Source organism: Gryllotalpicola reticulitermitis (assembly GCF_042651345.1).
Classification (GTDB): domain Bacteria; phylum Actinomycetota; class Actinomycetes; order Actinomycetales; family Microbacteriaceae; genus Gryllotalpicola; species Gryllotalpicola reticulitermitis.
This window is the reverse complement of record NZ_JBHSCN010000023.1, coordinates 98,681-124,268: the sequence shown is the minus strand read 5'-3', so window position 1 is coordinate 124,268 and position 25,588 is coordinate 98,681. Positions and strand designations below refer to the sequence as shown.

Below are 25,588 nucleotides of genomic sequence, written 5' to 3'. Positions count from 1 at the left end.
GCAACCACCGCGTGATCCGGTCAGGCTGGACGGCGATTGACCGCCGTACAGCCTGACCGGACTCGGGCGCTGAATGTCAGCCGGTGACTGAACCGATGAGCTTTAGTTGATATCCGCTGTACCCCGGCCGTCCAGTGGCCGCGTACACGGAGATGACATCACCGGAGGCTAGCGCTGAAACATCCTTCTTAATGGTAAACGTGTCACCGTCGATCACCTTACTGGCATAGTAGGTCGCGCCAGCATAACTCTCGCCAATGTATTTTCCATTGAGCTGAACCATGTACCGGTTAGCTGCTTGCGCCGCCGCCCTATTAAGAGATACCTCGATGGTTGATCCGGTTGAGGTGATCGACTTAACCGCGTTGAGCACCTCGTCGTTGAACGTCTTCCCGACTGTGAGGCTTTGGGGCGTAGTCGCCCCCGCGGACGCCTGTCCGGGCATGCCCGGCGCGCAGTCGAGCGTGAGCGTACTGCCCTCCGAGCCTGCCGGCAAGAGGTAACTGATGATCTTATTCGGCCCCTGCGCCGCAACCTGCGAATAGTACGAACGCCCCTGGTACGTTTCCGCGCGATACTTGCCATCTTGGCGGATGATGAGCCGCGGAAGCGTGGGGTACAAGGCGCTGTTGACGGCCAGCGTCGCCATGCCATTTTCGATTCCCAATTTCACGCCCGCATCGCACGTCGACTCGGGCTGGTTTTCGTCCTTCTTGATTTGCGCGACCAGCTTGCCCAACTGATGGTCAGCGGTATCGCCACTCATGTCCCACAGGATGGCGCCGCCATAGTTGTTATCACGGATGAAGTTGACCTTTTCCGAGACCGACTGCGGATCGTCGTACGTCAGGAGCTGGTGCATCGACGGACTATACAGGTAGGGCACTGTCGATTCGGGATCCCAGTACTTCGTGTAGGTCCCGCTCATCTCCAGCTTCTTAAGCAGGTAGTAGGGGTTCGTTCCCGTCATTTCGCCCGCGTCGTCCCAGGCCCCGATCACGGTCGCCGTTCCAGGAGAAAACAGGCCGGGCAGTCCAGGTACGATCTCCGTCGCCGCAACGTTGCCCCATCCGCGGCCGTAGAACGGAATGCCCGCCATCAACTTATTCTTCGGAAGACCCCAGACCTCGTTGTATTCCTTCATAGCGCTGGCGACGTTGAACTTCTGATCGTCGTCCTTGGAGTTCGGATAAAGCGGAGCGTTGTGTCCAGTGATCGGATCAAAGGCGCCATGAAAGTCGTAGGACATGACATTCACGGTGTCGAGGTAGTCCTTTACGACGTGAGGCTTGATGTACTCCATCAACTCATGATTTGGCGTCACGGCCGCGGAAAGCTGGTAGTACCAGTCGACTTGCTTTCCCATGTCAGTAAGCTTAGATCGGAGTGCTTTAACGAGACCTTCGAACTGCGCGGCACTTGTTTCGTCTTTGGGGTACTCCCAATCCAGGTCCACGCCATCCATGTCATACTTGAGCACAAAGTCGGTCATCGACTTGGCCAGGTGTGCGGTCATTTCCGGCGTGGCAGTCGCTTCCTCCCAGGCGCCGGTCTGTGAGTTGTTCCAACCGCCGACGGATAGCATGAACGATACGTTATGCTCGTAGGTCAACTTCGCGAGGTTATCCAACAGGCCGCCGTCCTTATCGAGCGCAGCCCACGCGTCGTTAACTCCGACGTTCCACTGCCCATCAGCCCCCTTCTGCAGGACACCAAAGCCGTAATTCAGGTGCGTAATCTCGTCCCAAGCAATCTTGTCGGGCGTGAAATTGTTGTGAGCGTCGTAGATGCCCCATTCCGGGAAGTAGCCGATGACCTTCTTCATGTTCTGGTAGTTGTCGCGCTGTTGCGCCTGATACTCGCTCGCGGCGGTACCGCTAAATTTCGTAAACTTGAAGTCCGCTTTATCCCTAATCTCCAAGGGCTTCAGAAGTGTCCAGACCGCGTCCGACGCGCGCCCGGGCTCCGTTCCGGTACTCGCCGTGAGGCTCTTCCAGAGCTTTCCATCGTGACTCACGATCGTGCCAGGCTGCGAGTAGGCTGCTCGCGCACTCCACGGCGTGCTTGCCACTGCGTCGTTGTCCAGCGCAGCTACCGACACGGTTTGATCTCCTCTGAAGAGATCGCCGGAATCTCCTTTGTGCCACGTCTTGCCACCATCAGCGGACCACATGCGGGTCCCGTCCAATCCAACGATCTCGTTGTGCACGTCGTCGGCGACAAGGGGCTCCGCCGCCGTTGGCGTCGCGGCTGAAGCTGCGGCTGGCAGGCCACACAAGAGTATCGCAGGTGCCAAGAGAGTCCCTAGGAGATAGCGGGTTATGCCTGTTTTCATGGGTCCTCGATTTCTTCGGGTTCATCGACGCAACGCCGAGCGGGTGCTTCCCCGCTCGTGAGCGTGTGCCGCATAAGTTGCCAGATTTCGACTGGGTCAGGCACGCTCATGGCCAAAAATGAGTACTCCACGACTCACAAATAAGGGATAGGACGGCGCGTATAGGTGTTTTTGAGCAGCTGGTGGTGGATCGGATCCGCGTCGAGATCGAACGCCTTCTTGTCGTCACGAGGAGATGCGGGTCAGTTGGAATTCACGGAGACGCCCGGCCATGCAGAGCGGATACTGATATCCATTGCAAGCCAGCCATAGCCGCAAGTCAGCGCGAGAATGCCGCTGAGGAAGGTACGTTAGGGTCCGAACGCTGGTCGGGCTGTGGGGACGCGACAGCGTCGTTTGTACGCGCTGCCGGCCGGGTGCTCACGACGCCGAACACACGCCCATCGCGCGATGCTTCGGACTGGAGATTGCTGGCGCCTGCGAGCACGACGCACGGCGACCGCCTAAGCTCGTAAACTGATGTTGCGAAATTCTGATTGCGGCATTCGGGGATCAGCGTGAGCTGCGTGGTACGGCCGGCTGCCAGCGACGAGATTTGCTACAGCAACGCACCATCACTGCCGAAGGGGAAAACACTACGACCGCGCCGGCTCGGACGCACGCGAGCTCGCTCCAGGGCTCGTAACTGCTGGCTCGGCCTTGAAGGCGCATTTTTCCGCCGCTAACAGCGATGAAGTAGTAAACGTCGAACTTCGCGTCGGTCACGCAAAGCAATTCGTAGATGCCGTGCCCCTCTCGCGCGTCAGCCACAGCGATGACCGCGAGGCGCAGCGCGCTCATCTGCAGCAGGGAGAAAAGCTCTCCATGGTGGCGTTGTCCCCAGCGCCGTAGGAACGGCCCATGGATCCGATGAGGCCGTTGTTCGCGAGGAGACGCTGTGTGCGTTTGGCACGAAATTGATCGCCTCTGTCGCAACGACACACCGTGCCGATGGGACCGCGTGGGGCGATGGCGTTGCGCATCGCGGCCCCCGCCAGCGACGACTTCATCCGGATGGCCATGGAGTAGCCGACGATCCTGTTCGACCACACGTCCTTGATCGCGGAGATGTAGAGCTTCCCTTCCCGCGTCGGGTGTTCCGAGATGTCCCAGAGCCAGACCCTGTTCGCACCGTCGGCGAGGAACTCGTGCCGGATCACGCCGTGCTCGTCGACCACGGCGAGCAGGTCGTCGTGCGGCGCCGCCCCGGTCGACCCGGCCTTGGACCGCTTCTTGTGGTGACTGGCGGTGGTCACGGCGACCCGGCACAGCCGGTGCACACGGTTCTCCCCGACGTGGATGCCGTGCTGCAAGTCCAGTTCGTCGGTGAGGAACCTGTAGCCGAGCGTGGGGTCGTCCGCTTGGATGTCGTAGAGCTTGTCGATGAGGCACGCATCGTCGAAGTCACGCTGCGACACCGGATCGGCCAGCCACTGGTGGTAGTCTTGCCTGGACAGGCCGAGTATCCGCAACGCCACCGCGACCCGTACCCCGGATCGGGGCACCGGCCGCGGCCATCTCTCGGACGAGCGGGAAGAGTATTTTTCCGGCCGGTTCGCCTCGGACAGGGACGCGGCAGCCCTACGGAGGACCCCGTTCTCCTGCTCCAGGAGCCGGATCCGCTCGCTCGCTTCACGCAACTAGCCCTCGTCCTCGCTCAGGACGGGACGGCAGCCGTCCTCGATGTCGGGCTGCTTCGACCAGTTCGTCAGCGAGCCTTCAGAGATGCCGAAGTCCTTCGCGATCTGTGACAGCGGTGCTTGGCCTATGCAGGCCACGGCCACGACGTCGTCGCGGAATTCCTTGGGGTAGAGCTTTGCCGCGGGGGCATCCTTCCGCCTGAAGCCGAAACCTCAGAGGTCAGGCGTCAACCCAACTCGGGGCAGACCCCCCATGAGCAAGCAGCGCTTGGGATTGAGGTCCCACTTGTAGAGCTGAAAGCGCTCAACGCCTTTGCGGTCACGGATGCGCCGGATGATCGCCTTCGGGAACGTGCGGCTGTTGCCCAGCACGAGCCAGGCGTCGGCGTCCACACGAATCGGTAAGGGCCTCTCCGCCGCCTGGACTCCCTTCTTGGCGTGTTGCAGAAATCCGCTTATGCTCGTCGCTATCGAACACATATTCGTATACTGCGAGGAGCTAGTCACCATGAGCATCGTGCGTGCTACTGACAATGTGACGGTTTGGCTCGATGACTCCGGAGTCCCGGCCAGGCTGCTGTGGGAAGGAACCCGCTGGCGCGTGACGGACGCCCCGACGCCGCTTGACGACATTCTCCTGGCCGGCATCGCTCACCCACCGCACGTCAACGGCTGGCCTTTCCAGGGCACGAACGATGAGGGCGAGAGCCGCGTGTTCGACGTGAAAGTCGCGACGCGCCAGGAGTGTGTGTTGATGGGCGTCTACGACTAGACCTCAGTGTCATTGGCGAGCGATAGGTTTCGACCATGACCATCGAGCCTGTCCTCGGGCGCCTCTCCACTGTGCAACCTCGCGACGTCTGGAGGAACGAAGCCTCCAACTTCACTCCGTGGTTGCTGCAGAACGCCGACGTCCTCTGCGACCTGCTTGGGATGGACCTGGCTCTTGAAGAAGCAGAGCACGCCGCCGGCGACTTCTCTCTTGACCTCATCGGACTCGACGAGACGACCGGACAGCGGGTGATTGTCGAGAACCAGCTCGAGGAGTCCGATCACAAGCACCTCGGCCAGATCCTCACCTATGCAGCGGGGACCGACCCGACCACGATCGTGTGGGTCGCAACAAGCTTCCGGTCAGAGCATCGGGCGGCCCTCGACTGGCTCAACGAGCGTACCGACGAGAACACCCGCTTCTTCGGCGTCGTCATCGAAGTTGTCCGGATCGGCGACTCCGCGCCGGCCCCAGCGTTCAAGCTGGTGGCTCAGCCCAACGACTGGGGCAAGCATGTCAGAGCTACCGCCCAGCAAACGGGCCTCACGGAGCGGGAGCAGAGCTATCAAGGCTTCTGGAGCAAGTTCAGTGCCCGGGTCCGCGGCGAGCATCCGACTTGGACCCGCGGCACGACCACTAAGAGTTCGTGGTTCACGATGTCGGCTGGTATCCCAAACGTGAACTGGATTTCCACATTCACGCAGAAGAGTCTCGGCCTTCAACTCGAATTCGTGAGTTCCGATCAAGACCTGAATCTCACACGATTCTACGCGCTCGAAGCGCATCGCACAGAGCTCGAAGCTGCCTTTGGTGAGCCGCTCACATGGGAGCCACGGGAGGGTTACAAGGGCACTCGGGTGGCGTTCTATGGCGAGCCAGCAGACGTCCAGAACGTCGAGGAGTGGGACTCGTGCATTGATTGGCTGATCAATACGGGCGAACGACTCCGCGCAGCCATAGACAGCATCGGCGGCGTGCAAGTCATCATTGAGTGAGAGCCTGGACGAAAGGAGGGCGAGTGAGCGGCTCGAAACGGACAGGCGGATACCCTGACCGCCTCGCAACCAGTCATCGCGACGGTTTGAGTGATCTCGAAGGCGACAACACGGGGCGCCGAAGGAACACTACCCAGCTTCCTACTCGCGGACTCTCCAAGAATCCGAACGGCGGGTCTATTCACGAAGCTCGCTTGATCATCACGGAGCCGGGCTGTCAGTGGAAGTCCAGGTTCCGACCAACGTGGTCTGCGAGCTGAGTTCGCCGTCGTCGTAGATCGTGATGCCGTTGACTGTCCGAACCGGCTTTGGTCCTTGATAGTCGTTGGTGACGGTGCTCCCGTCGCTCACTTTGACCACGGGACTGGCATTGTTCGTCTCTGTGTAGAGCAGGCCGCCGTAGAGCCCTGCGATATTCAGGCCGAGGTTGCTGACCTGCGAGGACGGCAGTGTGTAGACGCCCTTGCCGGTCGTTAGGTTGTAGACCTGCACGTTGCCGTCATCGTCGACGTAGGCGATATCGCGCGTGAGCGGGTCATATGCGCGGATATCGACGTCGTCAGGCAGGTTTAGCGCCTTTCCCGTGGCTGCATCGAGAACCGTGGAACTGCCGTCGCCGTTGTCGTACTCGATAACCTGCGTGTCGGGGCCGTATCCGTCGGTGTCGTCGATGATGTCGACGTCCCCCGCATCGGAACAGCCGCTGCCTGACGCGTTCTTGGTGGTATCGACCGTCCAAACGGCGGCACCTGTTGCCGGGTTGAGACCTACATACTTGTCGCACGTATTGCCATCGCCTCCGACGGCAACCTCATATTTAACGGCAGCATCGTCGGGAACGTTGAACAGCTGGCCGTCGACGGTCGTCTTCCACGCCGTCGCACCAGTCTGGGCATTCCATCCGATCTCAACGCCATTCAAGAGCGACATAGCCGCAACCGGAGCCGTCGTGGACCCAGCGATCTCGAAGGAATTGGTCTCGGTGTTGTTGGCATAGTTGGCAACCTTTGTCGTCTGAAGCAGCTGACCGGTTGCGAGGTCGAAAGACTCGGCAACCAAGTCGAGCGACGGGGGCGTGAGACCCACCGCAGCACGGGTGACAGAAAATGCCAGGACCAGGTCCATGCTGCTCTCCGGGCCGACATCAGCGACGGACACGCTCCCGATCGAGTCGCCGCTCGCGAGGTTCAGACCGCTCCACACATTGTTCAGCACCTGCGTACCGATGCCAGGGGACCAGACGGTGATCTGGCCGCCCTCGTCATCGCTCGAAAAATCCGCTTCACCAGTGCTGTTCCCGTCGGCGTCTCCTAGGCCAGCTACATACACCCGACCTCCGAAGTACGCCGGAGAGTCCGATCCAAAAACGTCTGATAGTGAAGTTGCGCCTGAGCCGTCGGCAGCGCTTGGAGTAGTCGAGGGCTGAACCGAGGCGGAGGGCTCGCTCGTACTAGAGCCTGAGCCGGTGTCCGCTCCGGAGCCCGAGTCGTTCTCACCGCCGCCAGAGACAGCGCTCGCCACCCCCGAAGAGTCATGAGACGGCACTGCGGCATCGACAACTCCACAGATGAACGCGATGACGATCACCGCAACAACAGCCGAAATGACCTTGTTGGCCTGAATCCAACGTCCCGTCTTGGTAGCTGAGAACGCAGCAGCCGCATTTGACCGTGAAGAGGCGGATCCATCGACCTTCGTCGACTCCGGAAGCGTGTCCGCCCCCGGGGTCCCGGCGGACGTGTCTTCGGACGCCGCGGGCTCGGTCTGTGGTTCGGGCGGTCCAGGTGGCACGTCAATCGATGCGTCCGGTACGGGCTTCGACGCCGGGCTCACCGCGTCATCGGCGGACGCAGAATCCGCGGGCCCTTCACGGTCATGTTCCGAAGACGACATGGGTTCCTCCTCAGGCGTTGGCTCGATATCTTGGTGCGACATTCTCGATTCCTATAAAAGTTGAGCCGTACCGCCCCCGCTGCCCTAATGGGTGCGTTACAGCGCTGACTTCTTTACTGAAGGGTCTGGAGTTGTGTATATGCCTCATCCAGACGAGTTGTAGATGGCGAAAAGGCACTAACGCGATGGGCTCGCACAAGGTAGAGGCGGTTGGATTTATTTCCTCGAATAGGTGAGAACACGAGCGCGTCTTGGTATGGCGTAATCCGCCAATCCTGAATATCGACCGACGGGGCATCGACTCCGTGCTGCCGTAACCAGTCGATCAATGTCGCGAGGGCGGTGCTACTTGGTGATGTATCCTCGAAATTAGTCACAGTTTCAATTCCCTCCATACCGGAGTGCCCGGTTCGCGCACAAAAGCCTCCATGCTGCAAATATCGGATGAATAGCTCGGGGGCCACCCTCCGTATTTGCCGCTCTGTTCATCTGCCCAGCAGACAGCGCCACTGTCATCGACGTAGCCGTTGAACCAGTGGCCGCCGGACGCCCCGGGGCCGAGGCCCGGAACGTCCCAGTCCACGCCGACGATCGCGACTGTCCCGGGCGGCTCGAGTGCCAGTTTGTCTCCAAGCAGGCCATATGCAGCGCTGCTGAACGCGGCCGGCGGCAATAGGTGACTCGAATTGTCCAGCATGAGGGGCTGTCCAACGCCGAGCGCAGCCCACATCTCAGCCTCTTCGCCCAGCCCCGTGTTGTCGCCGTAGGCGGCCGTCGTCCCCAGTCCCTGATATGCGTCTGCAAATGACCGTGAACACGGCCCGCAGTTCATGTTCCATGCCTCTGACGTTCCCCAATTCGGGTTTCCACTCTGGACCCAACCGGCAACATTGTGTGCCCCAGCACCGCGGACCGCGTTCGTGAAGGCTGTCTGCTGGCCTACGGTCGGTGCTAGATAGCGGGCGGGAGTCGCCCACGGCGGACGAGGCTCCAAATTCGCTCCTGGCCCGAACTCAGGACTGGAGTGCGGTCCAAAGTCGCCTTTTGCGCCGCCAGACGATGCCGCGTGACGCGCCACGAAGCCCTTGCCCGCTACGGCTGAGGCGTGCAGCAACTGCGCAGCCTGAGTTAGCGCCTTGTTGGCGTGCTGCAGCGCGGCGGCAGCTTGCGTTCCTTCGGGTCGGCCGGAACCCTGAGTAGCCGCGGCAGCACTGCCCGCGGCGTGATTCAATCGCCCAGCTTGCTGAGCAAGCTGGGCAGCAAGTCGGTCCGCGTCCTGGTTGACCGCTTCGAGTGTCCTGATGAGGTTCTGCAGATCGCTCATCAGCGCATTCGCATTCGCTCGGGCTCCTGACGCATGAGAGGACGGGGCCGGCTGTCACAACGACGCAGCGAACCGGGTGGCAGCCTGGGATGCCTGCTGGAGGGCGGCGATCGCGGCGTCGACCTGCTTCTCGGCGGCTTGCAAGGTCTGGATCATCTCCTTGTCGACGCCCTGGGCGGTGCCGCCTATGGTTGCCTCGACTTGAGAGACGGCCTGGGAGAACTTTGACTTGAATCCGGCGAGGCCGGAGGAGGTGGTCTTGGCGTCGTTGCCGATACTGGTGAGCTGCTGCTTGACGGTGCTGAGCTGCGACATGGTGGGTTACCTTTTTCTTCTTGGGGTCTCTGGGTCGAGGTCTTAGTGATTGGTCGCGACAACAGCGATCACTACGACCGCCACCGCAAGGAGGCCGCCCCCGCTGATGCCGGAGATCAGGACGATGCGCCTGCGGTGGGCTGCGCTCTCCGCGGCGAGGCGTGCCTCTTCCTGTCGGCGTTTGTCTTCGGCCTCGCGCTGGCGACGCAGAGCTTCCTGCCGTTTTTGGAGAGCGGACACCGCCTGTTGACCGCTGGAGGCCTTTTTGGCTGCAGCGCGCGCGGCTTCCGCTTTCCTTCGAGCGGCATCGACGGCGGCTTGGCCGATGGCGGTGTCGACGTCGGCGGCTGCCGTGGTGTGCGCCGCGACTGCCGATCTGAGTGCTTTTGCGCTGCCGTCGTCCGTCGCTACCGCTCGCACTTGTGCGGGAATAGGGTTGCCGTGTTCAGTCAGCCGCGCGCCTGCACGGCTGTAGCGGTCTTGGGCGCTTCTGCGAAGCGTGGCCAGGCGATTGATCTCCGCCTTGTAGCTGTTGTCGGCATTCTGCTGCGCCGTCTCGTGAGCGCGTCGGGCGCTGTCTAGGCTCTTGCTGAGCGTTCCGGGGACCTGTAGCAGTGCCGTCAAGGAGGCCTCGTACCGCTGGTACAGCTCCACGAGGTCGTTGCGTTCAGGCATCACGCCTGCCAATCCGCTCGCTCGAGCACGGATGCCTCTCGGGCTGTCAGAGGCGCGAACGGGATGATCGTGGTCGGCTCCGGCAATTGGGTCCTATCGGCGAGAAGGCCGCGGTTGTCACGGATGTGCCAGGTGATGAACGGAGACAGCAGATCCTGCACCGTGCCCTGGTCGAGTCGCAGCATCAGGAGCGCGTCGATGAAGCCCTCTCCGGCATAGCCGATGTGGCTGCGGAAGGTGGCGGCATTCGCCCACCAGCCCAGCAGATGCAGGCGCTTCGCCGGCCCCGTTCGCAGGATCTGCTGGAGATCCTCGGAAGGCTTGTGAGCGAACATATCCGGCGTGTCTAACGCGGTCACCCGATCGAGGCCGTACCCGAAGAGATAGCGTGGCGGCGCATCTGCCTCGCGTGTCTCCAGCTCACCGGCGAGTTCTTGGAGGTAGGTCGGGAGTTCACCTCGTCCGACACGATGAACCGGGTAGCCGAGCCGCTCCATCGCTGTGAGCCAAAGATGATGCTCGTTGCGCTCGAAAGTGGCATCGTCGAGTGCCTCGATGCTGGTGAACTCAGCGTCGCCTTCCGGATGCTGCAGTGCGAGAGACAATGCCGCGGTTTGCAGAACGCCAATGGCGTTGTTGGTCGGCTCGAGCTCAAGATCAGACCCACCGGGTTCGCCTGCGCCGAGGATCGCAAGATTGCGGCCGGGTTCTGCCCCTAGCTGGACGCCGAACGGCTGTCCGGTGACGTCGATCGGGTAGCCGACGAGCGCCACCGCAGAGCTGCCGTCACGGGCTCGGGCGCGTAGCCCGCGGATGGTGTCCATGGCGTCGGATGCGCGAATCAGTCTGCTGCCGTCGAATACCAGCGGCGGCGGGGTCGTCTCGCGAGAGGCCAGCCACCATTGGTGGCGGAGCTGCGCGAGCTCCTGATCGTCGGCGGCAGCGACGACCACCTGCCGATTGCCATCGACGTGGCCGTAGTCGAGGTTGAGGACGGCTTCGCCGCGCACTCGCAGGCGGGCGGCCGCGTCGTTGCCCTGCCCCAGCGTCGCGTACGACTCCTGCGCGGCATTCTTGAGCGCCAGGCGGATCGGGAACTGGGCGAAGATGCCCCCTTCCCGCGTCATAAGGGCGGAGATACCCGAGACCGTCTGTGAGGCGAGGATCAGGTGAACGCCGTAGGAACGTCCTCGGCGGGCGATCGCCTCCAGGAGTTGGGCAGCGGCTTCTGCGGTTTTGTCATTGGGGTCGAAGAGCATGTGGAACTCGTCGACGACGATCACGATGCGCGGCATGCGAGCCTCTGGCACGGCTGCTCGGTAGCGCGAGATGCTGTCGCCGTAGGGTCGGAACAGCTTGGCGCGGCGTGCGAACTCGGCTTCGACGTGGCGAAGCACCGCCAGGCCGAAGTCCCTATCGCTTTCAAGGCCCAGGACTCGCGCATGCAGCAGGTAGTCCGGCGAGCCGGGCGTCGGAGCCAGCGGGAAGAGCGTGACGCCCTCTTTGAAGTCCAGCAGATAGAGCTCCAGCTCATCCGGGGAATACCGCTGGCCTAGGGAGTGGATGATCACCTTCAGCAGGTTGGACTTACCCTGACCCACCGCACCGGTGATGAGGACGTTATGGCGCTGCTCTCGTTCGTCGCCCAGCGTGATCTCTGCAACTGACGGCCCGGCGAGTCCCACGGCGAACCGCAACCGGTCGGCGCTGGATTCGTCCCAGCGAGCGTCAAGGTGCTGCACGCGCTCGAAGGGGACCTTGGGGGCAGATGCGCTCGCTGCTTGTAGCACGAGGTCGTCGACGTTCCGGGCGAGCGCTGCTGCGTCGGTCTCCGGAATCGTCACGTCGAACTGGGCGTGCGCGGGCCACACCAGCTGCTTCCCGTTGTCTTTCAGCGTGTTGCCGAGCCCATCGAGCTCGTTGGGTTTCCACCAGTCAGGTTTGCCCTCGGTGCCTGGCGTCGTGGCGATGATGAAGCTGACGCCGGCGTCGGCACCGGCCTTCACAAGCGGCAAGAGCTGCCGGTGCAGTTGTTCATCGACGTGCTGCGGATAGTCCAGCAATACGACCAGCCGGTACCGTTCCAAGGGATGCCCTGCCTCTCGGCGGAACTCGGTGAGGGTGCGGCTGACACCGCGGAGCATCTCGTTAACGCGCTGCACGTCGCCGGCCAGGTGATGGACGAGCCGCTCTAGTTCGGCCGGTCGGCTGACGACGGTGAACGTGTCGTCGCTAATTCGGCGCAGGGTTGCGAACGGTGCGAGCGTTCCGTGAAGTGCGGGGTCGTAGCCGACAAGGTCGAGCTGGCCGGGAGCCGTCCCGTGCAACGCCCTCCAGACGATCGACGCGATGATCTTTTCAGCCCGGTTGGGTGATGTTTCGATGACGATGTTTCCGCGCCCGATGAGTGGGATCAGCAGGGGCGCGCGCACCTCTTCGTTCACGCCGGACGACGCGCCGGGTACCCCGAGAGTACCGATGCTGACGTACTCAGCCACAGCCAATGGTCCGTCTCCCGCGCTCGCGAGGCCGCTGGCGATGTCGCGGGCGCGCAGGCTGTGTTCGGCCACCGCCTGGGCCGCCTTGTTTCGTGCAATCGCCTGCTGCTTTTCACGCTCCTTGACCGCAGCTAGGTTCGCCGCATTCCGGCGCTGGTCGGCCTCAGCCCGTGCCGCGTCGAGCGCGCCCTCTAGCTGCCCGTGGGCGCGCTGCAGGGCCGCTGCGGCGTCAGCGAGACTCTCGGTCATCCGCGGCGGTAGCGATGGTGACTTGGGCTGGACGCAGAACTCGGTCCTCGAGCAGATAGCCCTGACGGCGAACGTCGACGATGCTTCCTGCAGGGAAGGTATCGCTGGCCGGGACAGTAGCCACAATCTGGTGCATGCGACCGTCGAAGTCGCCAGAGTCGTCAATCTCTTGCAGGCCGCGTCGGCGGAAAACTTCCAGCAGTTCGTCGCTGACGGACTCGGAAAGCTCCCGGCTGGGGTCCTCGGTGCGCAACCGGTCCACCGCCAGGAGCGCCTCCTTGAGCAGGGACTCCAATTGCTTGCGTCGCAGCAGCTCCTGGGCGGCGCGCGCCTGTTCCTGGACGGTTTCGATCAGGACGTTCTTGGCCTTGTCGTCCAGTAGGCGCCGCTGGAATAGGTCGCGGAGCTGCCCAACTTCCTGCGCCAGCTCGGCGATCCGATCGCCTGGCAAGGCGGGTGCGGTTTCCTCGGCAGTCATTTTCGTGCTCCTCTTCGTCCGGCGTCTTGACTACTGGAGTCCGGTGTTGCGGATGTAGGGCGCGGCCTGTTTCCAGTTCCACTTCCAGCCCGGCATGCGGCGAGAGCGCACCCAGAGGAGGATCCACAGCACCATCAAGCCGAGAAAGACGATGCCGAAGAAGATTCCAGCGTGGCCGGCGCTGAAGGCGATGATCATGGCGATGAAGGTCGCGACTTCGCCGAAGATCAGCCCGCCGATGCCCTGCGTGGACCAGAACTTGACCTGCTCCGCCTTCTCGATCTGGATCTCCATTTCGTCCAGATCGTTGGCGAAGTCGCGATCGTCGATCTTGAGGCGTTTGATGACGGCCAACTGCTTCTTGGAATACTCCAGCTGAGACTCGTTGGTGATGACTACCTGAAAGTCGCCCTGCTGGTCCTTATGCGTGTGGGACCAGGAATCCTGGATTGACTGTTCCAGTGCGAGGCCGTACCAGTAATTGGTTCCCTGGTTATCTGGCTCCCTGTCGTGAGCTTCCTTGAGCAGTTCTAGGCCCTTGGATGTGTCGCCGGTGGCGACCACGGAGGCCCCGAGCGCCGCCTGGTAATAGGCGCGATTTGGATCCAGGTCGCGGGCACGCTGATACGCGTCGACGGCCTTCGACCACAACTCGTTGGTTCGGTACAGGTCTCCCAGTTCGCCGTGGTAGTACGCCTGGTTCGGATTGAGCCGCACCGCCTCGTTCAACTCGAATTCCGCGTCGCGGTTGTTGCCCAGCGCCTCTGACGACACCCCGCGCCAGTACCATGCCTCGGGGTTCTCCGGCTGTTGGGTCGTGGCCTCACGGGCGGCGTAGTTGCCGTTGCTGGCATTGCCTGCCTGGATGTATTCAATCGCGATCTGCAGCCAGTCGCGCCCCCCGGGGTCCACGCTCGGAGCCGGTGCCGCCTGTTGTGCGGCGAGTTGCTTGTCATACTCGGCACGCTGGGAGCGGTCTAGCAGGATCTTCCCTGCCTCGGCGACGTACTTGATGTGCTGCTCGGCGAGCTGCCGGGTCTCCAGCTTGGGGTGGTTGGCCCGCGGCCGCCATTCGCGCTCCTTGGCGCTGATGGCCTTCTCGATCTCGGCCTGCTCGGCCGTCCGGTTGATCTGGAGCACGTCGTAGTAGTTGACGAATGCCATGAGGGGTTCGGGTTCCTTCTGTACTCGGGTGACGCGCGGGGTGAGTGAGACGGGGCTACTGCACCGGAAGCGACGCGAGCTTGATCGCCGCAGCCTTGACCTGTTCGTCGCTCAAATTCGAGAGCCGGTCGACCTCGAAGGTGCCCAGCGACTGGTTTGTCGTGAGGTCCGTGACCTCGACGAAGACGGTCTGGTCGATGTCGTAGGCGTAGGTGATGCGGATATCCGCGCCCTTGGGGTATGGCGGGATCGTCAGCGTCTTCTTGCCGACGCTGACGACAAAGTCTGGGTTCTCGTCGTCGCCCTGTGTGACCTCCACGTCGATGGCGGTCTGGTTGTCGCGGATGGTTGTGACGTCCGTGCTGTGTTTGGCCGGGATCTTCGTGTTGCGCGGGATGATCGTGGTGTTGGTGAGAGTCCGCAGGTCGTCTTTCACGGTGATCACGCCGAGAGCCTGCGAGGTGACATCCTCGATCACAGGGGCCTGCCCGTTGAAGATATCCAGCGTGCTGCCTGCGGCAGTGGACTCCTCCATCGCCGCCTGTATTGCCGCGCCGAGGGCCACTGCTTCGTCCGGGTGAACGGAACGATCTGCGGGTTTGCCGGCCGAGCTCTCGACCATCTCGCGCACCATCGGCATACGGGTGGAGCCGCCGACCAGGAGCACATGGTCGATCCGTGGCCAGCCAATCCCCGCCTCATCGAGCACCGCCTCGGTCAGGTTCTTGGTGCGGCGCAGCAGATCGGCAGTGATCCGCTCGAACTCCGTCCTCGGTACCCGGATGCGGAATGGCTTGCCTCCAGCCGATACATGCACGGTGGTGGTCGCCACGGTGGTCAGGCTGCGCTTGGCCATCTCAGCCTTCTCCCGCAGTTCCGCGCTGGCCTGGATGTCCTCCAGCAGATCCGGGCCCCCTTGCTCCTGCACCTTTTCAGCAATGAACTCCATGAGGCGGTTGTCGAAGTCAAAGCCGCCGAGCATGCGGTCGCCGTCCGTGGCGATGACATCGAACTCGCCGCCGTGGATGCGCATAACGGTCACATCGAACGTGCCGCCGCCGAGGTCGTAGACCAGTACCGTGCCCTCCGCCGAGGTGTCCACGCCGAACGACAGGGCGGCAGCAGTGGGCTCGTTGAGCACCCGCAACACATTCAGCCCAGCGATCGCCCCCGCGTGCTTGGTGGCTGTACGCCGGGCGTCATCGAAGTAGGCCGGCACCGTGACGACCGCGTCGCTCACCGGCTCGCCAAGGGCCAGCTCCGCGTCCTCCTTCAGCCGCTTGAGGATGATCGCGGAGATCTCCTCCGCGGAGTAGCTGGAACCGCTTGTCGAGGTGAAACGCCAGTCGGAGTCTCCCATATTGCGCTTGACGAACTGGACAACATCGTCCGGAGCGCTGGCGGCCGAGTGCTTGGCCATCGTGCCAACCAGCGGCTCATCCTTGCCTTCGAACTCCTGGAACAGCACGACCGAGGGCGTGATGTCTTCTCCGTCCCGGTTCGGGAGCACTTCCGCCTCACCGGTGTCCCGCAGGATCCCGATGGCCGAGTAGGTGGTACCGAGATCGATGCCGACCGCCCTGCTCATCGGTTCTGCGCTTCCTCGAGCTTGCGGATCGCACGTTTCTCGCTTCCGGTGACGCCGTCGACGAGCGCGACCCGGTTCTTGGTGGACCACCTGGAGAGCCAGAGGGTCACGTGAGTTCGGTTGTCGCCCGTCGGCTCAACGTCGATTGAGATGACCGGGCCGTTGTTGAGCGGGATCTTTCGCCTCTTGTTGATCTGTCCGGGACCCTGAACGTCGGCCCACATGAGCTTGGAGTAGGCGTCGTCGATCACTTGCTTTGCTCGTGCCGGCGAGAGAGTGACCACGGTCTCGCGCTGCTGCTTGGCGATATTCGCTCGCGTGACGACCAGGACGATGGTGCCGACGAAGATTGCCAGCAAGACAAAAATGACCCACATGGGCGTACTCCTGATAAGGCTTCGGGTAGTGGGACCACGGAAGAAGAGGTTCCGGAAGCCAAGCTAGAAGGCGCGAAATCGGCAGCGCGACAATGTTGCTCTGCACCCGATAGGTGTGCTATGTGCTGATATTGAACGCGTGGCGCACGACCTCACGCACTCGATGCCACTCCGGCGTTGAGGGCGGGGTGCGCAGTGACGTGGCGTATTTCGAAAAGTCCGGTGCCGGAATGCCTGCGACATCCAAGGCCAGCTGCCGCAGTTGCTGGACATGAGCGCGGCTGATCGGCAGATGCGACTGCGGCAGATGCCCAGTCCACACTTGGTGTGGGAGTTCGAGCGCGGCCTCAAGGAGGCGCTCGAGATCGCCCGCGAGACCGAGCTCCAGCTTTTGCCTCAGCGCAAGCGGCGTCTCCAAGTGGAACCGCGTAGGAACCTCCGCGCTCTCCAGTAGTTGAGAGAGCCTGTTCAGGTTGCTAGACAGCCATGCGTGCGGGAGAACGTAACGCAAGCCCGCCTCGGCTATGCGCAGCCGAACAAATGGAGACAACGCCCCGCTGTAGACCGCAATGATTGGCACCTGCGTCGTTACTCGCTCACCGAGCGCCGCAACGCGAGGAATCGCACCGAAGGGATCGATCCCCCGCGGCGATGCGATCCAAACCAGAACGTAATCCCAAGTGGTCGCCGTCGACGGTTCCAATCCGTCGAGACCCTCAGCCCAGCAGAGAACCCCCGTCTCGCTGAGTACGGCGCGCAGCCCCGCCTGGATGATCGCGTCGTCTGAAACGACCAGCACGCCCGTCCGACTCCCCTGAGCCCTCATCACCTGGCGCTCGATCTGCGTAAGCGTAACGGCAGACAGCCGGCTCTCGTCGAGATGTTCGGAGCCGACCAAGCCTCGCAAAGTCGTCAAACGCCTGCGGATCGTGGCTGGCGACTTCCCTGCCCGCGCCTGGGCCACCAAATAGGCGAACAGCAGGCGTGGATTCAGATGCGATGTAGCAGGTATCCCATGCTCAGCACACCATGTCTTTATATCTAGCAAGTCCGCCGCATACGCCCGTCGGGTAGCTTCAGATAATTGACTCTTGTCACTCGATCGGGTGCCTACATTATCTAGGCGAAATCCCACGGGAGGTATTTCGCCATCCTCGGATATTCCACCCGACGCCTTGATCGATACCATGTCGCTGATAGCAGATCTCGCTATCGTCACCCGGTCGCCGGTTCGTATTCGCTAGAGGCTGATCGCATATTACCCCTCAAATTGGGGTCGGCGGGATGCTCTGCGGATCTCAGATGAGGCCGATATGCCGACGATCGATATCTACAAGCGGAGTCTGGATGGGGCATAGCCCCTTTGGTGGTGCCTACAAGCTGAGGGCACTCACAGTACGCACACACCGTATAGTTACCATTGACAACCTCGAACGTTTGTTCTATAATGACGACGTTGCCTGATGGGGTGACCGATGAGGGCTCGACAGTCGCTTGAGCCCCCACCGGTCGCCCAATCAGGGCGGCCCCGTCTCCTCAGGCTTGGGGATCTACGAGAGGCAACCCTCATGGCAATCACCCACATCACACTCATCGCCCGCCTGCGTCGGCACTTCTACGTCGCCGCCGAGGAACGTCGCCTCAAGCGGAAGATTCGCAACCTGCCCCCAACACCGCTCACCGAGAACCAGAAGCAGAAGCTGTTCTGGCTTCAGCTAGAGCTCGAACACCGCGAGATCCTGCAGGCCAAGAACGAGCTAAGGCTATTCACAGGCCGGCCCCTCCCCCGCTTCGACGGCAAGGGCCAGTTACGCAATCGTGACGACGTTCGAATTGTCGGAGCGCCACGTGCGGCCGGCGGCAACGAGCTGACCGCTGAACACGTGAAGGCTGCCGCCACCTCGGTTCGCGGCATGCGGAGCGAGGTGGCCGGTGTGAACACGCCGCCGCTCTACTGACGACGATGAGGCACACGCCCCGCATGACGATTGTCATGCGGGGCATTCTCTTTCTCTCGGCTGGACGCGACGACGCCAGGCAAGGCAGCCGCCTTTTGAGTCAGAGCCTGCACTCGGACAGGCGCCGGACCCGACGGCGGACGTCGATATTGAGCCTTGCTATCGGCATTGACATGATCGCTCGGGCTCGGCATAAATGCACTGGGCTTGTCTTGCATGTGCACACTCCGCGAGTCCCGAATCAGCATGTGAGGCCCGATTCGCGGGCCCCCGCCGCGGAAAGGGTCCTTGTTCAACGCATCACAGAGGGCCGCGCTCTCTGGAAGCGGTCGATTGCGGCACAACCGCGCTAAGCAGAGGAGCAGCAAGTGGCATCGTTTTCGCCTGGAGACAAGGTCCGTACCCGCGTGAAGATCAACGGCGGCATGTTCGGCACCGATGTGCCTGCAGACACAGATGGCGTCGTTCTCACCACGAACTGGAGCGGTACGAGGGCGAAGATCCATTTCACCATCAGCGGCTTCTTCGGCGACAACGACGTCGATGTCGATGATGTCGATGTGGACTACCTCGAGAAGCGCTGGTGAGGACGCGCAGTTAGTCGATCCCGAACCACCGGGCAAGCCGGTCCAGCACTCCGGTGCTTTTCTGAAACACCGGCGCTGGATCGTAGGGCAGCAACGTCGCGAGATCATCGATGATCTGCTGGTTCTTCTTCTCGTTCCGCGTCATGAATACGGTCAGCGGGATCTGGACCGGAATTACCGGCAAGAAGGTCAGGGTTGGCTGCATCGATCGCTCGCGTCTGGATGGCTTCGCCTCGGTGAACGTAAACGCGTTGAACACCGCCATGTCGATCTCGACGTGCGACTTACGGAGCCCCGCGACGTCGAGCGTGATGCGTTCCGGGGTGACCGTGATCTTATGCGTGCGGGGGCTGCCCTTATTCAGGATGAGGAGTCCCACCGTCGCTACGACGGCAAGAGCAACGCCGGTCCATGATTGCAGGTGCACTTCGATAAGCACCCACGCCAGCCCGCCCAGGCCTACCAGCAGAAACCACCACCAGCGGCGCGGCGCCGGCGCGACGCGGGTACTCCACTCAATACCAGCGAGCACCGCCGGCCTCGTAGCTGTTCGGCGCTCCTTGATCTTGCGTGGATTCCTTCTGCTGGTTTTGTTCGTCATCACCTTCTTCCTTTTCTTCGTTAGTGCTTCGAACTCGGCTATCGGCTGTTGCGGCGACGCCTGAGTTCCGCCTCGGCTTCGTCGCCCCACGGTGTTCGGTCCATCTGGTTCACCACTGTTCTGAGGGCCTCGTCGGATTGCGCACTCATCGGAGCGGCTGGGTTGAAGATGTCATGTCGATCTTCCGTGCTCAGCCGTCGGGCGTCCGTTGTCAGCACTTCTTGGCTGCCTATGCGTTCAACCGTCGTGTTCGGGGCGGGTTGCATCAGCGAAGCGGGTGCGTTCGTCGCCGGAGTGCTGGCGGTGTGGTCGATGTTGAGTATCTCCTGCGGCGATGTCGGGTCGCTGACGCCGCCGCTGGTGGCTGCAGCCTGCGCCGGGGTAATGAGGTTGCGACGTGCAACTTCCTGCATCGCTTGCTGGAGGAGCGCGTCCTTGTTGACGCTCGGCGGAAGCTGACGAGCGTGCTCCCATGCGGCGGTAACGTCTTCGTTGCTGAGGGCTTGCCATCCGCCCTTGTCGCTCACTTGCCGGAGGACGTCACCAGCGAGAGCCGGCCCTTGCCGCCAGAAGCCGTCGTCCCACACCGGGCCCGTCTGGACCCAGCTGCCATCAAAGCGCAGGCTCGACGCGTCGACCGCCGCGCTGTCATCGGTCGGTGGCTGCTGGAATGAGTCCACGGGCTGTGCGCCTGCTCCTGGCGCCACGTCGGCGTTGCTTGGAGCTGGTGCGCCACCGGCGGTGTCGACGACTGGCGCACCGTCCATCGCCTGAGCACCCTGCATGGCAGCAACTCGCTCGAGGATCTTCCGCGTGTCAGGCTTCATCTCGATGGCGCGCTGGCTTTGAAGCGCCCTGCGGGCCTCTTCAGGCTGGATGTAGGGTTCGGCTGCCGCAGCTGAGGCAGGATCGAGGTCGATGAGCTTGGAGGCCTGCGCTCCCTCATAGGTGGAAGCCGTGGTGGAGCCACCGAAGGCTCCGCCTTGGGCTGCGGCTGTGGTGGAGGCCCAGTTGGCGAGGTCCGGCGCTTTTCGACGCACGACGGAGTCGTTGCGCCTCGCCGAGACGGCAACGCTGCGAGCGTGGCGGCTCATGACGCCCTGGTCGCTCATGAGAGTGCGCAGCTCCCGGGTTCCTTCGTGAGCGAGCAAGTGGTCGACGGCTGCTTCCATCTGCACGTCGCTCATCCCGGCGTGGTTCTTCTGGATATGCGTGAGGATGTCGCCGGGGTTGGTGCCGACCTCACGCGACAGGAGCTCCATCGCGGCTTTGACTTCGGCACTCTGGGCGGTCGCAGCGGTGTTTGTCGCCGCGCGCAGAATCGCCTCTTTCTGCGCAGCCGCGGAGCGCCGGTCCAGTGACAGCGGCGACAAGCCGCCGGCGGCCGTCCGGGTGAGGGTGCCCAGCACGCCTTTGCGCTGCAGGTTCTCGGCGAAGCGCTGGTCACGCAGGTTCTGGCGCGCCAAGCGGCGGGTGGCCTGACCTCGCCCGATGGCACTGTTCTGATAGGAGCTGCGCAGCTGCTTGCCGAAGTTGCTGTTGGCACGGTTCGCCCACTTCTGCGACAGCTGGCCCAGCATCGGGACGGCGGAGAGCGCTCCTTTGAGGATGAATGGCACGGCGACGAGTGGAATCACCATGACGGCTGAGGCGAGGATCTGTCCGAACCAGCTGGAGTTCGGGTTGGAGATCGTCTGACTGCCAACGGTGAACTTCGCCGAGTAGCTGTACTGCAGCACGATTGACGCCAGCTCGGAAGCACCGTAGACGGCACCGATGATCGGAAAGAGCAGCAGAAGCGCGAACAGGATGTCCCACCAGCGTTTGAAGAGCTTCTGCGTGTTCGGGAGGATGAACGCTACGAACGCCAATGGCGAGAGCACGACGAGCAGCACGATGAGCACCTGACGGGCGATCAGGATGAACAAGACCATCAGAAGGACCAGCACCGCGGCCAGCAGCAGGCTGCCGAACATCGTGAGGGCGAAGTAGCCGATGGCACCACCGGCCACCACGTCGAGCACGGTGCCGACGACACTCCCCCACCCGTTGCCGTTGCCGACCGTCGCGGTGATCGTCGTGCCGGCGCTGCTGGCAACGCTCGAGGCGACGCCGTCGAAAAGCCCCTTTACGGAGACGCCGAAGATGTTCGAGAGGTCGATCAGAACCTCGCACACGAAGAACGAGAGGTTCATGGCGATCGCCGCGATGATCAGCCGCGGCAGCAGCCGCTTTACGCCCCAGGATGCGAGCCGCTGCTCATTGCCGAAGCCGTCGGTGAGCTGGGAGAAGATCATGACAAGGAACACGATGACCAGCACGACGTTGGCGAATGACTGCATGATCTTCCACGCCGCATAAGTCGGCGACGTCACCGATTTCCCGCTGCTGGCCTGGATCGTCGTCGACAGCGGCGAGACCGGCAGGAAGTCACTGCTGAGAATGCCGTACATGCTGTCCGCGACGCTCGAGAGGAAGGTCATCACAGGACAGACGATCCAGCCGATGCCGGAGATGGTGCAGGAAGGAGTCGTCGGGCACGACCCCTCCGCCGCTGGGGTTGACCCGTCAGGACACTGCTGGCAGTTTGCCAACAGCGGATTGGTAGCACAGGTATTCCCTTGAGCGTTGCCGCCCGCCACGGTTGCGCCCGGCCCGATCTTTTGCCCGTATTGGCAGGCGGCGATCTCGCCGCTGAGTACGTCGGACGGCGTCTCCGCCGCTTGGGTACCGGTCGTAAAGGTCGAGCAGTGGTTGGTCTGAGACCCAATCAGGCAGGCTTGCAGATCGCTGGCGTCTGAGTACTTCACCGCACACTTGACCCCGTTGCCATAACCAGCGCCCTGGAAACAGGCCGTCTCGAGAGCGCTCGACGCCGTGTAGGTCGCAGTCGTGGCGCAGTAGGTGATGTTCGACTTGTGTGCCAGGCCTGCGGCGCAGGCGCTGACCTGCGCGCTGGTCGGGGTGCTGCTTGAGCTCGTGAGCGCCGTCGTACAGGTGGTTTGGGCGAGATCCGCGGCTGCCGCCGTGGCAGCGCTGCCCATGTCTTTCACGAGCGTGGCGCAACTGGCTTGGAACGTCGACGCGGACGTGGAGCCGTCGTCTATGCCCGACGCGCTCTGCGCCGACCCCCAGACGTAAACATCGGACTTCCCGGACTTGTAGCTGAATTCATCGGACGACGTTGAGCCGTCGCCGTTCACCACGGTCGTCTTGGTGTAGGTCATACCGCTCACCGTGGTGCCGATCTGATCGGCCTGCGCAGCGTTCAGGCTGGCGACTGGCCCCAAGTCCGTCGCGGAGCACGAGCTGTTTATGAGCGTCTGCTGGTAGGCGTAGTACGAGCCCGCCGTCGGGAAGCTGCTGTTCCCCGCCAGCTTCTTGCCGAAGACCTCCGACGACATATACGACGTGAAGCCTTTCTGGATCGCTAACCCGCCCTTGCTGTCCGTGTATCCCGGCAGCTTGGCGCTGTAGGTGTAGCCGATCTGCTCGAGGAGATCGCCGCCATCGGCACTGAAGCCCCACAGCTTCAGTGCGGCCGTGGCGATGTCCGAACACGACTCGCTCTGGCCGAGGACGTCCATCTTCAGGCCTGACGGAAACCAGGTGCTTGGAGCGGCGGTCTGCGGTGAGCTGGTCGACGTCTTGATCGTCGACTCTGCCTGTTGGAAGCACTGGCGCAGGTCGTTGAAGTAGGCGATCGAGGTCGCCTGATCGGTATCCGACAGCGAAGCCTCGACCGTTGAGGCAGCGTTCGCCGTGACGGCCGATCCCGAGAAGAATTGCAGTCCGGCAATCGAAGAGAACGCCACGATCGGGGCGAAAAGCGCCAGAAGGACGCGCTGTATTCGATTCTTATGCCAGGCCATGCCTGCATCTAGTAAAGCATAAACGCTCTACAAAATGTAGAGCGTTTATTGTCTATCGAATTATCTGGCCTATTTGGCAAACCAGCCGCTCTCAGTATCTCCTTTATAGTCCTTGAACGTGTGGTATTCGAACGTTGACGGGCCGCTTGTTGGCACGGTCGTCAAGCCGTCGCCCGAGGTCGCAGTGCCATGCCAGTTGATGGTCTCGACGATGTCGCCGTTCGGGAGCGTCTCGGGTCCAGTCACATTGTCAACGGTCGTGGTTGTACCAGCAAACTCAATAAGGACCCCCTTCTCGTCGTCGCCGGGGTCGGTCCACTGTTGCTTCTCCAGAATCCCTTCACTGTAGCTCCAGGATGGTGAACGCGTACCGTTCACAAGATCGGCGTCAAGCATTTTCTCGGCGTCAAGTAGATTGTTCTGCGTGTAGACGACGTCGCTGACGTAGTCGTCGACCGTCATTATCTCCGCCGGGGTATTAGTCGGCGCGACGGTCGGGTACGGGGCGACGGTAAGCGGGTCGGTAATGAAGCCACTCGGAAAGGTCGGAGCAAGGATCACAGCTTCGCGCGCAGCTTCCTGCGGCGTGTAGCCATTCTGGTTCTCAAGCCAGGTCATGTAGGCCAGCTTCTGATCCCACGGCTCGGCATCGAACTGTTCGAGGGTGTCTGCCTGCAGCTGCTTGAGAGAGTCAGGCAACGGGTCGGCGTTCACTGTCGGAGTCGGTTCGACGAACGGGGTAGCGGTCGGCTTCGGCGAGGCTTGGGCGGACTTCGTTTGGGTCGGCTTCGGTTCAGCAGCGGCATGACTCGAGGCGCAGCCAGCGAGAGCGATCGTCGAGAGCGCAATGACGCTGCTGATCTGGAGGCCGCGGCGAAGAAGCTTCTCTTTGGAGTCGCGGAGGATGTCGGTGCGGTTGGTGATGTGCTCACTCATGGGGAGCGGTTCCTTGCCGCGAAACGCGGCGCTTAGATGCAACGAGGTCGAGGTGCGCGGGCTCGGAGACGGAGCGTCAGCTCGCCCGGGCGGGAGATCATCGCGAGGGATGTCTACAACCGCCGTACTGACGTGATGATGAGATTGTATCATGTTTTGTACCAAGCGTCAATACCCCTCATGCTTTCCTCCGGTGCCCGCTGCTACTTATAAGTCTGTAGACCAATGAGTAGCACACTTTCAGGCTTGGGGGCATGGAAGGCGGCCTGCAGCGAGCGCTCGGTCGCAATCTGAAGGCGTGGCGCGAACAGCGCGGGATTAGCCAAGAGACCCTCGCTCACGAACTCGGCTACCACCGCACGTATCTCGGCGCCGTCGAGCGTGGCGAGCGAAACCTCAGCCTACGGTCGGTGGAGAAACTGGCCGATCAACTCGGCGTGGAACCGCTCGAGCTGCTGAACTAGCCGCTTCGCGATCAGAAGCAGATCGGCGTTTCCAAATCGATCGTCTGACCACCGAGCGTCAGGCTGCCGTTCGCGCAAATCTCCGTGTCGGCGGAAGGCCGCACAAGGAGCGTCGTGTAGGCACTCTGCGCATCGGGTTCGGTCGTACTCTGGCGGTCCTTCGCGTTCGGCGCGATCTTGCGATAGATGCTCGTCGAGATCTCGTTGCCCGTTGCTTTGCCGTCGTACCGGTTGATCCGGCTCCAGGCGGCATGACAGGCAGCGGAGTAGATGATCTGGAGCTGAGTGTCGTGCGTCTCCGTTTGAGAGGCGACGACCTTGGCATCGTTGACGCATGCAGTGTTTGCCGGGTCGGTGCCGTTCTTGACGACGATCTTTGCGGCATCGGTGACAACCGTCTTCGAGACGTGAGCCTTCTGCGCGGCCGCTGCGTAGTCGAAGCCCCACGTCGCGCCGGCGCCAATCCCAGCGCCGACAATGAGGCCTGCGACGGCCACGACGGCGAGCGTCAGCTTTCCAAACCCACGCCCCTTGGGACTCCGTGGTGGAGCTGCATCCAGATCGAGTAAGCGGCGACGAGCGGCGAGGTCCTTGCCGTCCGCTCCGAACGCGTGGGCAATGGCGACCACCGTGCGCTCCGAAGGTAGCTTCTTCCCGACAAAGGCCTCCGACAATACGGTCTTTGATACGCCGGCCTTGCGCGACAGCGCCTCGAGCGTCGGGTTGCCGTTTGCCTCGCGCAACTGCCTGAGCGCAGTGGCGAACTCGCCAACGGTCTGGAGGTCGGGAGCACCAATGGGGTCTGCCATCGACTCGGCCCTATCTGTG

At 62.4% G+C, this 25,588-nt stretch carries 23 protein-coding genes and 1 pseudogene; 5 read left to right on the top strand and 19 right to left on the bottom strand.

Annotation, left to right across the window (positions count from 1 at the left end; translation table 11 throughout):
* Positions 1 to 76: 76 nt before the first annotated feature.
* The 4 genes from ACFOYW_RS18475 to ACFOYW_RS18460 form a co-directional block, all read right to left on the bottom strand.
* On the bottom strand, positions 77 to 2,209 hold the full coding sequence (locus tag ACFOYW_RS18475; protein WP_390232532.1) for a glycoside hydrolase family 18 protein: 2,133 nt from the start codon (positions 2,207 to 2,209) through the stop codon (positions 77 to 79).
* Between the two features lie 962 nt (positions 2,210 to 3,171).
* Complete coding sequence (locus ACFOYW_RS18470) at positions 3,172 to 4,014, bottom strand: IS3 family transposase (RefSeq protein WP_390232529.1); 843 nt, start codon at positions 4,012 to 4,014, stop codon at positions 3,172 to 3,174.
* Positions 4,015 to 4,152: a hypothetical protein gene (locus tag ACFOYW_RS18465; RefSeq protein ID WP_390232526.1), complete on the bottom strand. Its 138-nt coding sequence runs from the start codon at positions 4,150 to 4,152 to the stop codon at positions 4,015 to 4,017.
* A 75-nt stretch (positions 4,153 to 4,227) separates the two neighbouring features.
* Positions 4,228 to 4,407, bottom strand: coding sequence for a hypothetical protein (locus tag ACFOYW_RS18460; protein WP_390232523.1), 180 nt, complete (start codon positions 4,405 to 4,407; stop codon positions 4,228 to 4,230).
* Positions 4,408 to 4,522: 115 nt separating this feature from the next.
* On the opposite strand from ACFOYW_RS18460, the gene ACFOYW_RS18455 reads away from it, so the two are divergent.
* Both ACFOYW_RS18455 and ACFOYW_RS18450 read left to right on the top strand, forming a co-directional pair.
* Positions 4,523 to 4,786, top strand: coding sequence for a hypothetical protein (locus tag ACFOYW_RS18455; protein ID WP_390232521.1), 264 nt, complete (start codon positions 4,523 to 4,525; stop codon positions 4,784 to 4,786).
* 35 nt (positions 4,787 to 4,821) lie between these two features.
* On the top strand, positions 4,822 to 5,781 hold the full coding sequence (locus ACFOYW_RS18450; RefSeq protein ID WP_390232518.1) for a DUF4268 domain-containing protein: 960 nt from the start codon (positions 4,822 to 4,824) through the stop codon (positions 5,779 to 5,781).
* Positions 5,782 to 5,982: 201 nt separating this feature from the next.
* Here ACFOYW_RS18450 and ACFOYW_RS18445 read toward each other — a convergent pair whose 3' ends face one another.
* The 11 genes and pseudogenes from ACFOYW_RS18445 to ACFOYW_RS18395 form a co-directional block, all read right to left on the bottom strand.
* Positions 5,983 to 7,110, bottom strand: a complete 1,128-nt coding sequence (locus ACFOYW_RS18445; RefSeq protein ID WP_390232515.1) for a hypothetical protein — start codon at positions 7,108 to 7,110, stop codon at positions 5,983 to 5,985.
* A 937-nt stretch (positions 7,111 to 8,047) separates the two neighbouring features.
* Entirely contained in the window at positions 8,048 to 8,998 is a 951-nt protein-coding gene (locus ACFOYW_RS18440; RefSeq protein ID WP_390232512.1) for a toxin glutamine deamidase domain-containing protein, read from the bottom strand.
* Positions 8,999 to 9,052: 54 nt separating this feature from the next.
* Complete coding sequence (locus ACFOYW_RS18435) at positions 9,053 to 9,313, bottom strand: hypothetical protein (RefSeq protein WP_390232510.1); 261 nt, start codon at positions 9,311 to 9,313, stop codon at positions 9,053 to 9,055.
* Positions 9,314 to 9,355: 42 nt separating this feature from the next.
* Entirely contained in the window at positions 9,356 to 9,988 is a 633-nt protein-coding gene (locus ACFOYW_RS18430; RefSeq protein WP_390232507.1) for a hypothetical protein, read from the bottom strand.
* A complete protein-coding gene (locus tag ACFOYW_RS18425) occupies positions 9,988 to 12,132 on the bottom strand; it encodes an FtsK/SpoIIIE domain-containing protein (RefSeq protein WP_390232621.1) in 2,145 nt (714 codons plus the stop codon). Before ACFOYW_RS18425 ends, ACFOYW_RS18430 begins: the two co-directional genes overlap by 1 nt.
* 583 nt (positions 12,133 to 12,715) lie before the next feature.
* A complete protein-coding gene (locus tag ACFOYW_RS18420) occupies positions 12,716 to 13,213 on the bottom strand; it encodes a nucleotide exchange factor GrpE (RefSeq protein WP_390232505.1) in 498 nt (165 codons plus the stop codon).
* A gap of 30 nt (positions 13,214 to 13,243) precedes the next feature.
* Positions 13,244 to 14,377: a J domain-containing protein gene (locus ACFOYW_RS18415; protein WP_390232502.1), complete on the bottom strand. Its 1,134-nt coding sequence runs from the start codon at positions 14,375 to 14,377 to the stop codon at positions 13,244 to 13,246.
* Between the two features lie 55 nt (positions 14,378 to 14,432).
* On the bottom strand, positions 14,433 to 15,965 hold the full coding sequence (locus ACFOYW_RS18410) for an Hsp70 family protein (protein ID WP_390232499.1): 1,533 nt from the start codon (positions 15,963 to 15,965) through the stop codon (positions 14,433 to 14,435).
* Entirely contained in the window at positions 15,962 to 16,342 is a 381-nt protein-coding gene (locus tag ACFOYW_RS18405; RefSeq protein ID WP_390232497.1) for a hypothetical protein, read from the bottom strand. Before ACFOYW_RS18405 ends, ACFOYW_RS18410 begins: the two co-directional genes overlap by 4 nt.
* 118 nt (positions 16,343 to 16,460) lie before the next feature.
* Positions 16,461 to 17,240 carry a hypothetical protein gene (locus tag ACFOYW_RS18400; protein WP_390232632.1) on the bottom strand — a complete coding sequence of 260 codons (780 nt, stop codon included), beginning with the start codon at positions 17,238 to 17,240 and terminating at the stop codon, positions 16,461 to 16,463.
* Positions 17,241 to 17,249: 9 nt separating this feature from the next.
* Positions 17,250 to 17,531: pseudogene (locus tag ACFOYW_RS18395) on the bottom strand (site-specific integrase); the annotation flags it as partial.
* Between the two features lie 379 nt (positions 17,532 to 17,910).
* Between ACFOYW_RS18395 and ACFOYW_RS18390 the strand changes: the two are divergent.
* Both ACFOYW_RS18390 and ACFOYW_RS18385 read left to right on the top strand, forming a co-directional pair.
* On the top strand, positions 17,911 to 18,300 hold the full coding sequence (locus ACFOYW_RS18390; RefSeq protein ID WP_390232494.1) for a hypothetical protein: 390 nt from the start codon (positions 17,911 to 17,913) through the stop codon (positions 18,298 to 18,300).
* Positions 18,301 to 18,668: 368 nt separating this feature from the next.
* Positions 18,669 to 18,887 carry a hypothetical protein gene (locus tag ACFOYW_RS18385; protein ID WP_390232491.1) on the top strand — a complete coding sequence of 73 codons (219 nt, stop codon included), beginning with the start codon at positions 18,669 to 18,671 and terminating at the stop codon, positions 18,885 to 18,887.
* A 10-nt stretch (positions 18,888 to 18,897) separates the two neighbouring features.
* Here the strand turns inward: ACFOYW_RS18385 and ACFOYW_RS18380 are convergent, their stop codons facing one another.
* From ACFOYW_RS18380 to ACFOYW_RS18370, 3 genes are all read right to left on the bottom strand, one after another.
* Entirely contained in the window at positions 18,898 to 19,488 is a 591-nt protein-coding gene (locus ACFOYW_RS18380) for a hypothetical protein (RefSeq protein ID WP_390232488.1), read from the bottom strand.
* 38 nt (positions 19,489 to 19,526) lie between these two features.
* On the bottom strand, positions 19,527 to 23,360 hold the full coding sequence (locus ACFOYW_RS18375; RefSeq protein ID WP_390232485.1) for a hypothetical protein: 3,834 nt from the start codon (positions 23,358 to 23,360) through the stop codon (positions 19,527 to 19,529).
* A gap of 69 nt (positions 23,361 to 23,429) precedes the next feature.
* Positions 23,430 to 24,296 carry a hypothetical protein gene (locus ACFOYW_RS18370; protein ID WP_390232482.1) on the bottom strand — a complete coding sequence of 289 codons (867 nt, stop codon included), beginning with the start codon at positions 24,294 to 24,296 and terminating at the stop codon, positions 23,430 to 23,432.
* Between the two features lie 254 nt (positions 24,297 to 24,550).
* Between ACFOYW_RS18370 and ACFOYW_RS18365 the strand changes: the two genes are divergently transcribed.
* Entirely contained in the window at positions 24,551 to 24,760 is a 210-nt protein-coding gene (locus ACFOYW_RS18365; RefSeq protein ID WP_390232480.1) for a helix-turn-helix domain-containing protein, read from the top strand.
* Between the two features lie 11 nt (positions 24,761 to 24,771).
* On the opposite strand, the gene ACFOYW_RS18360 is transcribed toward ACFOYW_RS18365, so the two are convergent.
* The gene (locus ACFOYW_RS18360) at positions 24,772 to 25,569 is read right to left on the bottom strand and encodes a helix-turn-helix domain-containing protein (RefSeq protein WP_390232477.1); all 798 of its coding nucleotides are present in this window, start codon (positions 25,567 to 25,569) and stop codon (positions 24,772 to 24,774) included.
* Positions 25,570 to 25,588: the final 19 nt, after the last annotated feature.

Bases quoted from the DNA above. Each gene is read 5' to 3' on its own strand.
- ACFOYW_RS18365 (WP_390232480.1), top strand. From the start codon at position 24,551: ATGGAAGGCGGCCTGCAGCGAGCGCTCGGTCGCAATCTGAAGGCGTGG.
- ACFOYW_RS18450 (WP_390232518.1), top strand. From the start codon at position 4,822: ATGACCATCGAGCCTGTCCTCGGGCGCCTCTCCACTGTGCAACCTCGC.
- ACFOYW_RS18425 (WP_390232621.1), bottom strand. From the start codon at position 12,132: ATGCTCCGCGGTGTCAGCCGCACCCTCACCGAGTTCCGCCGAGAGGCA.
- ACFOYW_RS18440 (WP_390232512.1), bottom strand. From the start codon at position 8,998: ATGAGCGATCTGCAGAACCTCATCAGGACACTCGAAGCGGTCAACCAG.
- ACFOYW_RS18380 (WP_390232488.1), bottom strand. From the start codon at position 19,488: ATGACGAACAAAACCAGCAGAAGGAATCCACGCAAGATCAAGGAGCGC.
- ACFOYW_RS18405 (WP_390232497.1), bottom strand. From the start codon at position 16,342: ATGTGGGTCATTTTTGTCTTGCTGGCAATCTTCGTCGGCACCATCGTC.
- ACFOYW_RS18455 (WP_390232521.1), top strand. From the start codon at position 4,523: ATGAGCATCGTGCGTGCTACTGACAATGTGACGGTTTGGCTCGATGAC.
- ACFOYW_RS18410 (WP_390232499.1), bottom strand. From the start codon at position 15,965: ATGAGCAGGGCGGTCGGCATCGATCTCGGTACCACCTACTCGGCCATC.
- ACFOYW_RS18420 (WP_390232505.1), bottom strand. From the start codon at position 13,213: ATGACTGCCGAGGAAACCGCACCCGCCTTGCCAGGCGATCGGATCGCC.
- ACFOYW_RS18370 (WP_390232482.1), bottom strand. From the start codon at position 24,296: ATGAGTGAGCACATCACCAACCGCACCGACATCCTCCGCGACTCCAAA.
- ACFOYW_RS18390 (WP_390232494.1), top strand. From the start codon at position 17,911: ATGGCAATCACCCACATCACACTCATCGCCCGCCTGCGTCGGCACTTC.
- ACFOYW_RS18435 (WP_390232510.1), bottom strand. From the start codon at position 9,313: ATGTCGCAGCTCAGCACCGTCAAGCAGCAGCTCACCAGTATCGGCAAC.
- ACFOYW_RS18430 (WP_390232507.1), bottom strand. From the start codon at position 9,988: ATGCCTGAACGCAACGACCTCGTGGAGCTGTACCAGCGGTACGAGGCC.
- ACFOYW_RS18360 (WP_390232477.1), bottom strand. From the start codon at position 25,569: ATGGCAGACCCCATTGGTGCTCCCGACCTCCAGACCGTTGGCGAGTTC.
- ACFOYW_RS18375 (WP_390232485.1), bottom strand. From the start codon at position 23,360: ATGGCCTGGCATAAGAATCGAATACAGCGCGTCCTTCTGGCGCTTTTC.
- ACFOYW_RS18415 (WP_390232502.1), bottom strand. From the start codon at position 14,377: ATGGCATTCGTCAACTACTACGACGTGCTCCAGATCAACCGGACGGCC.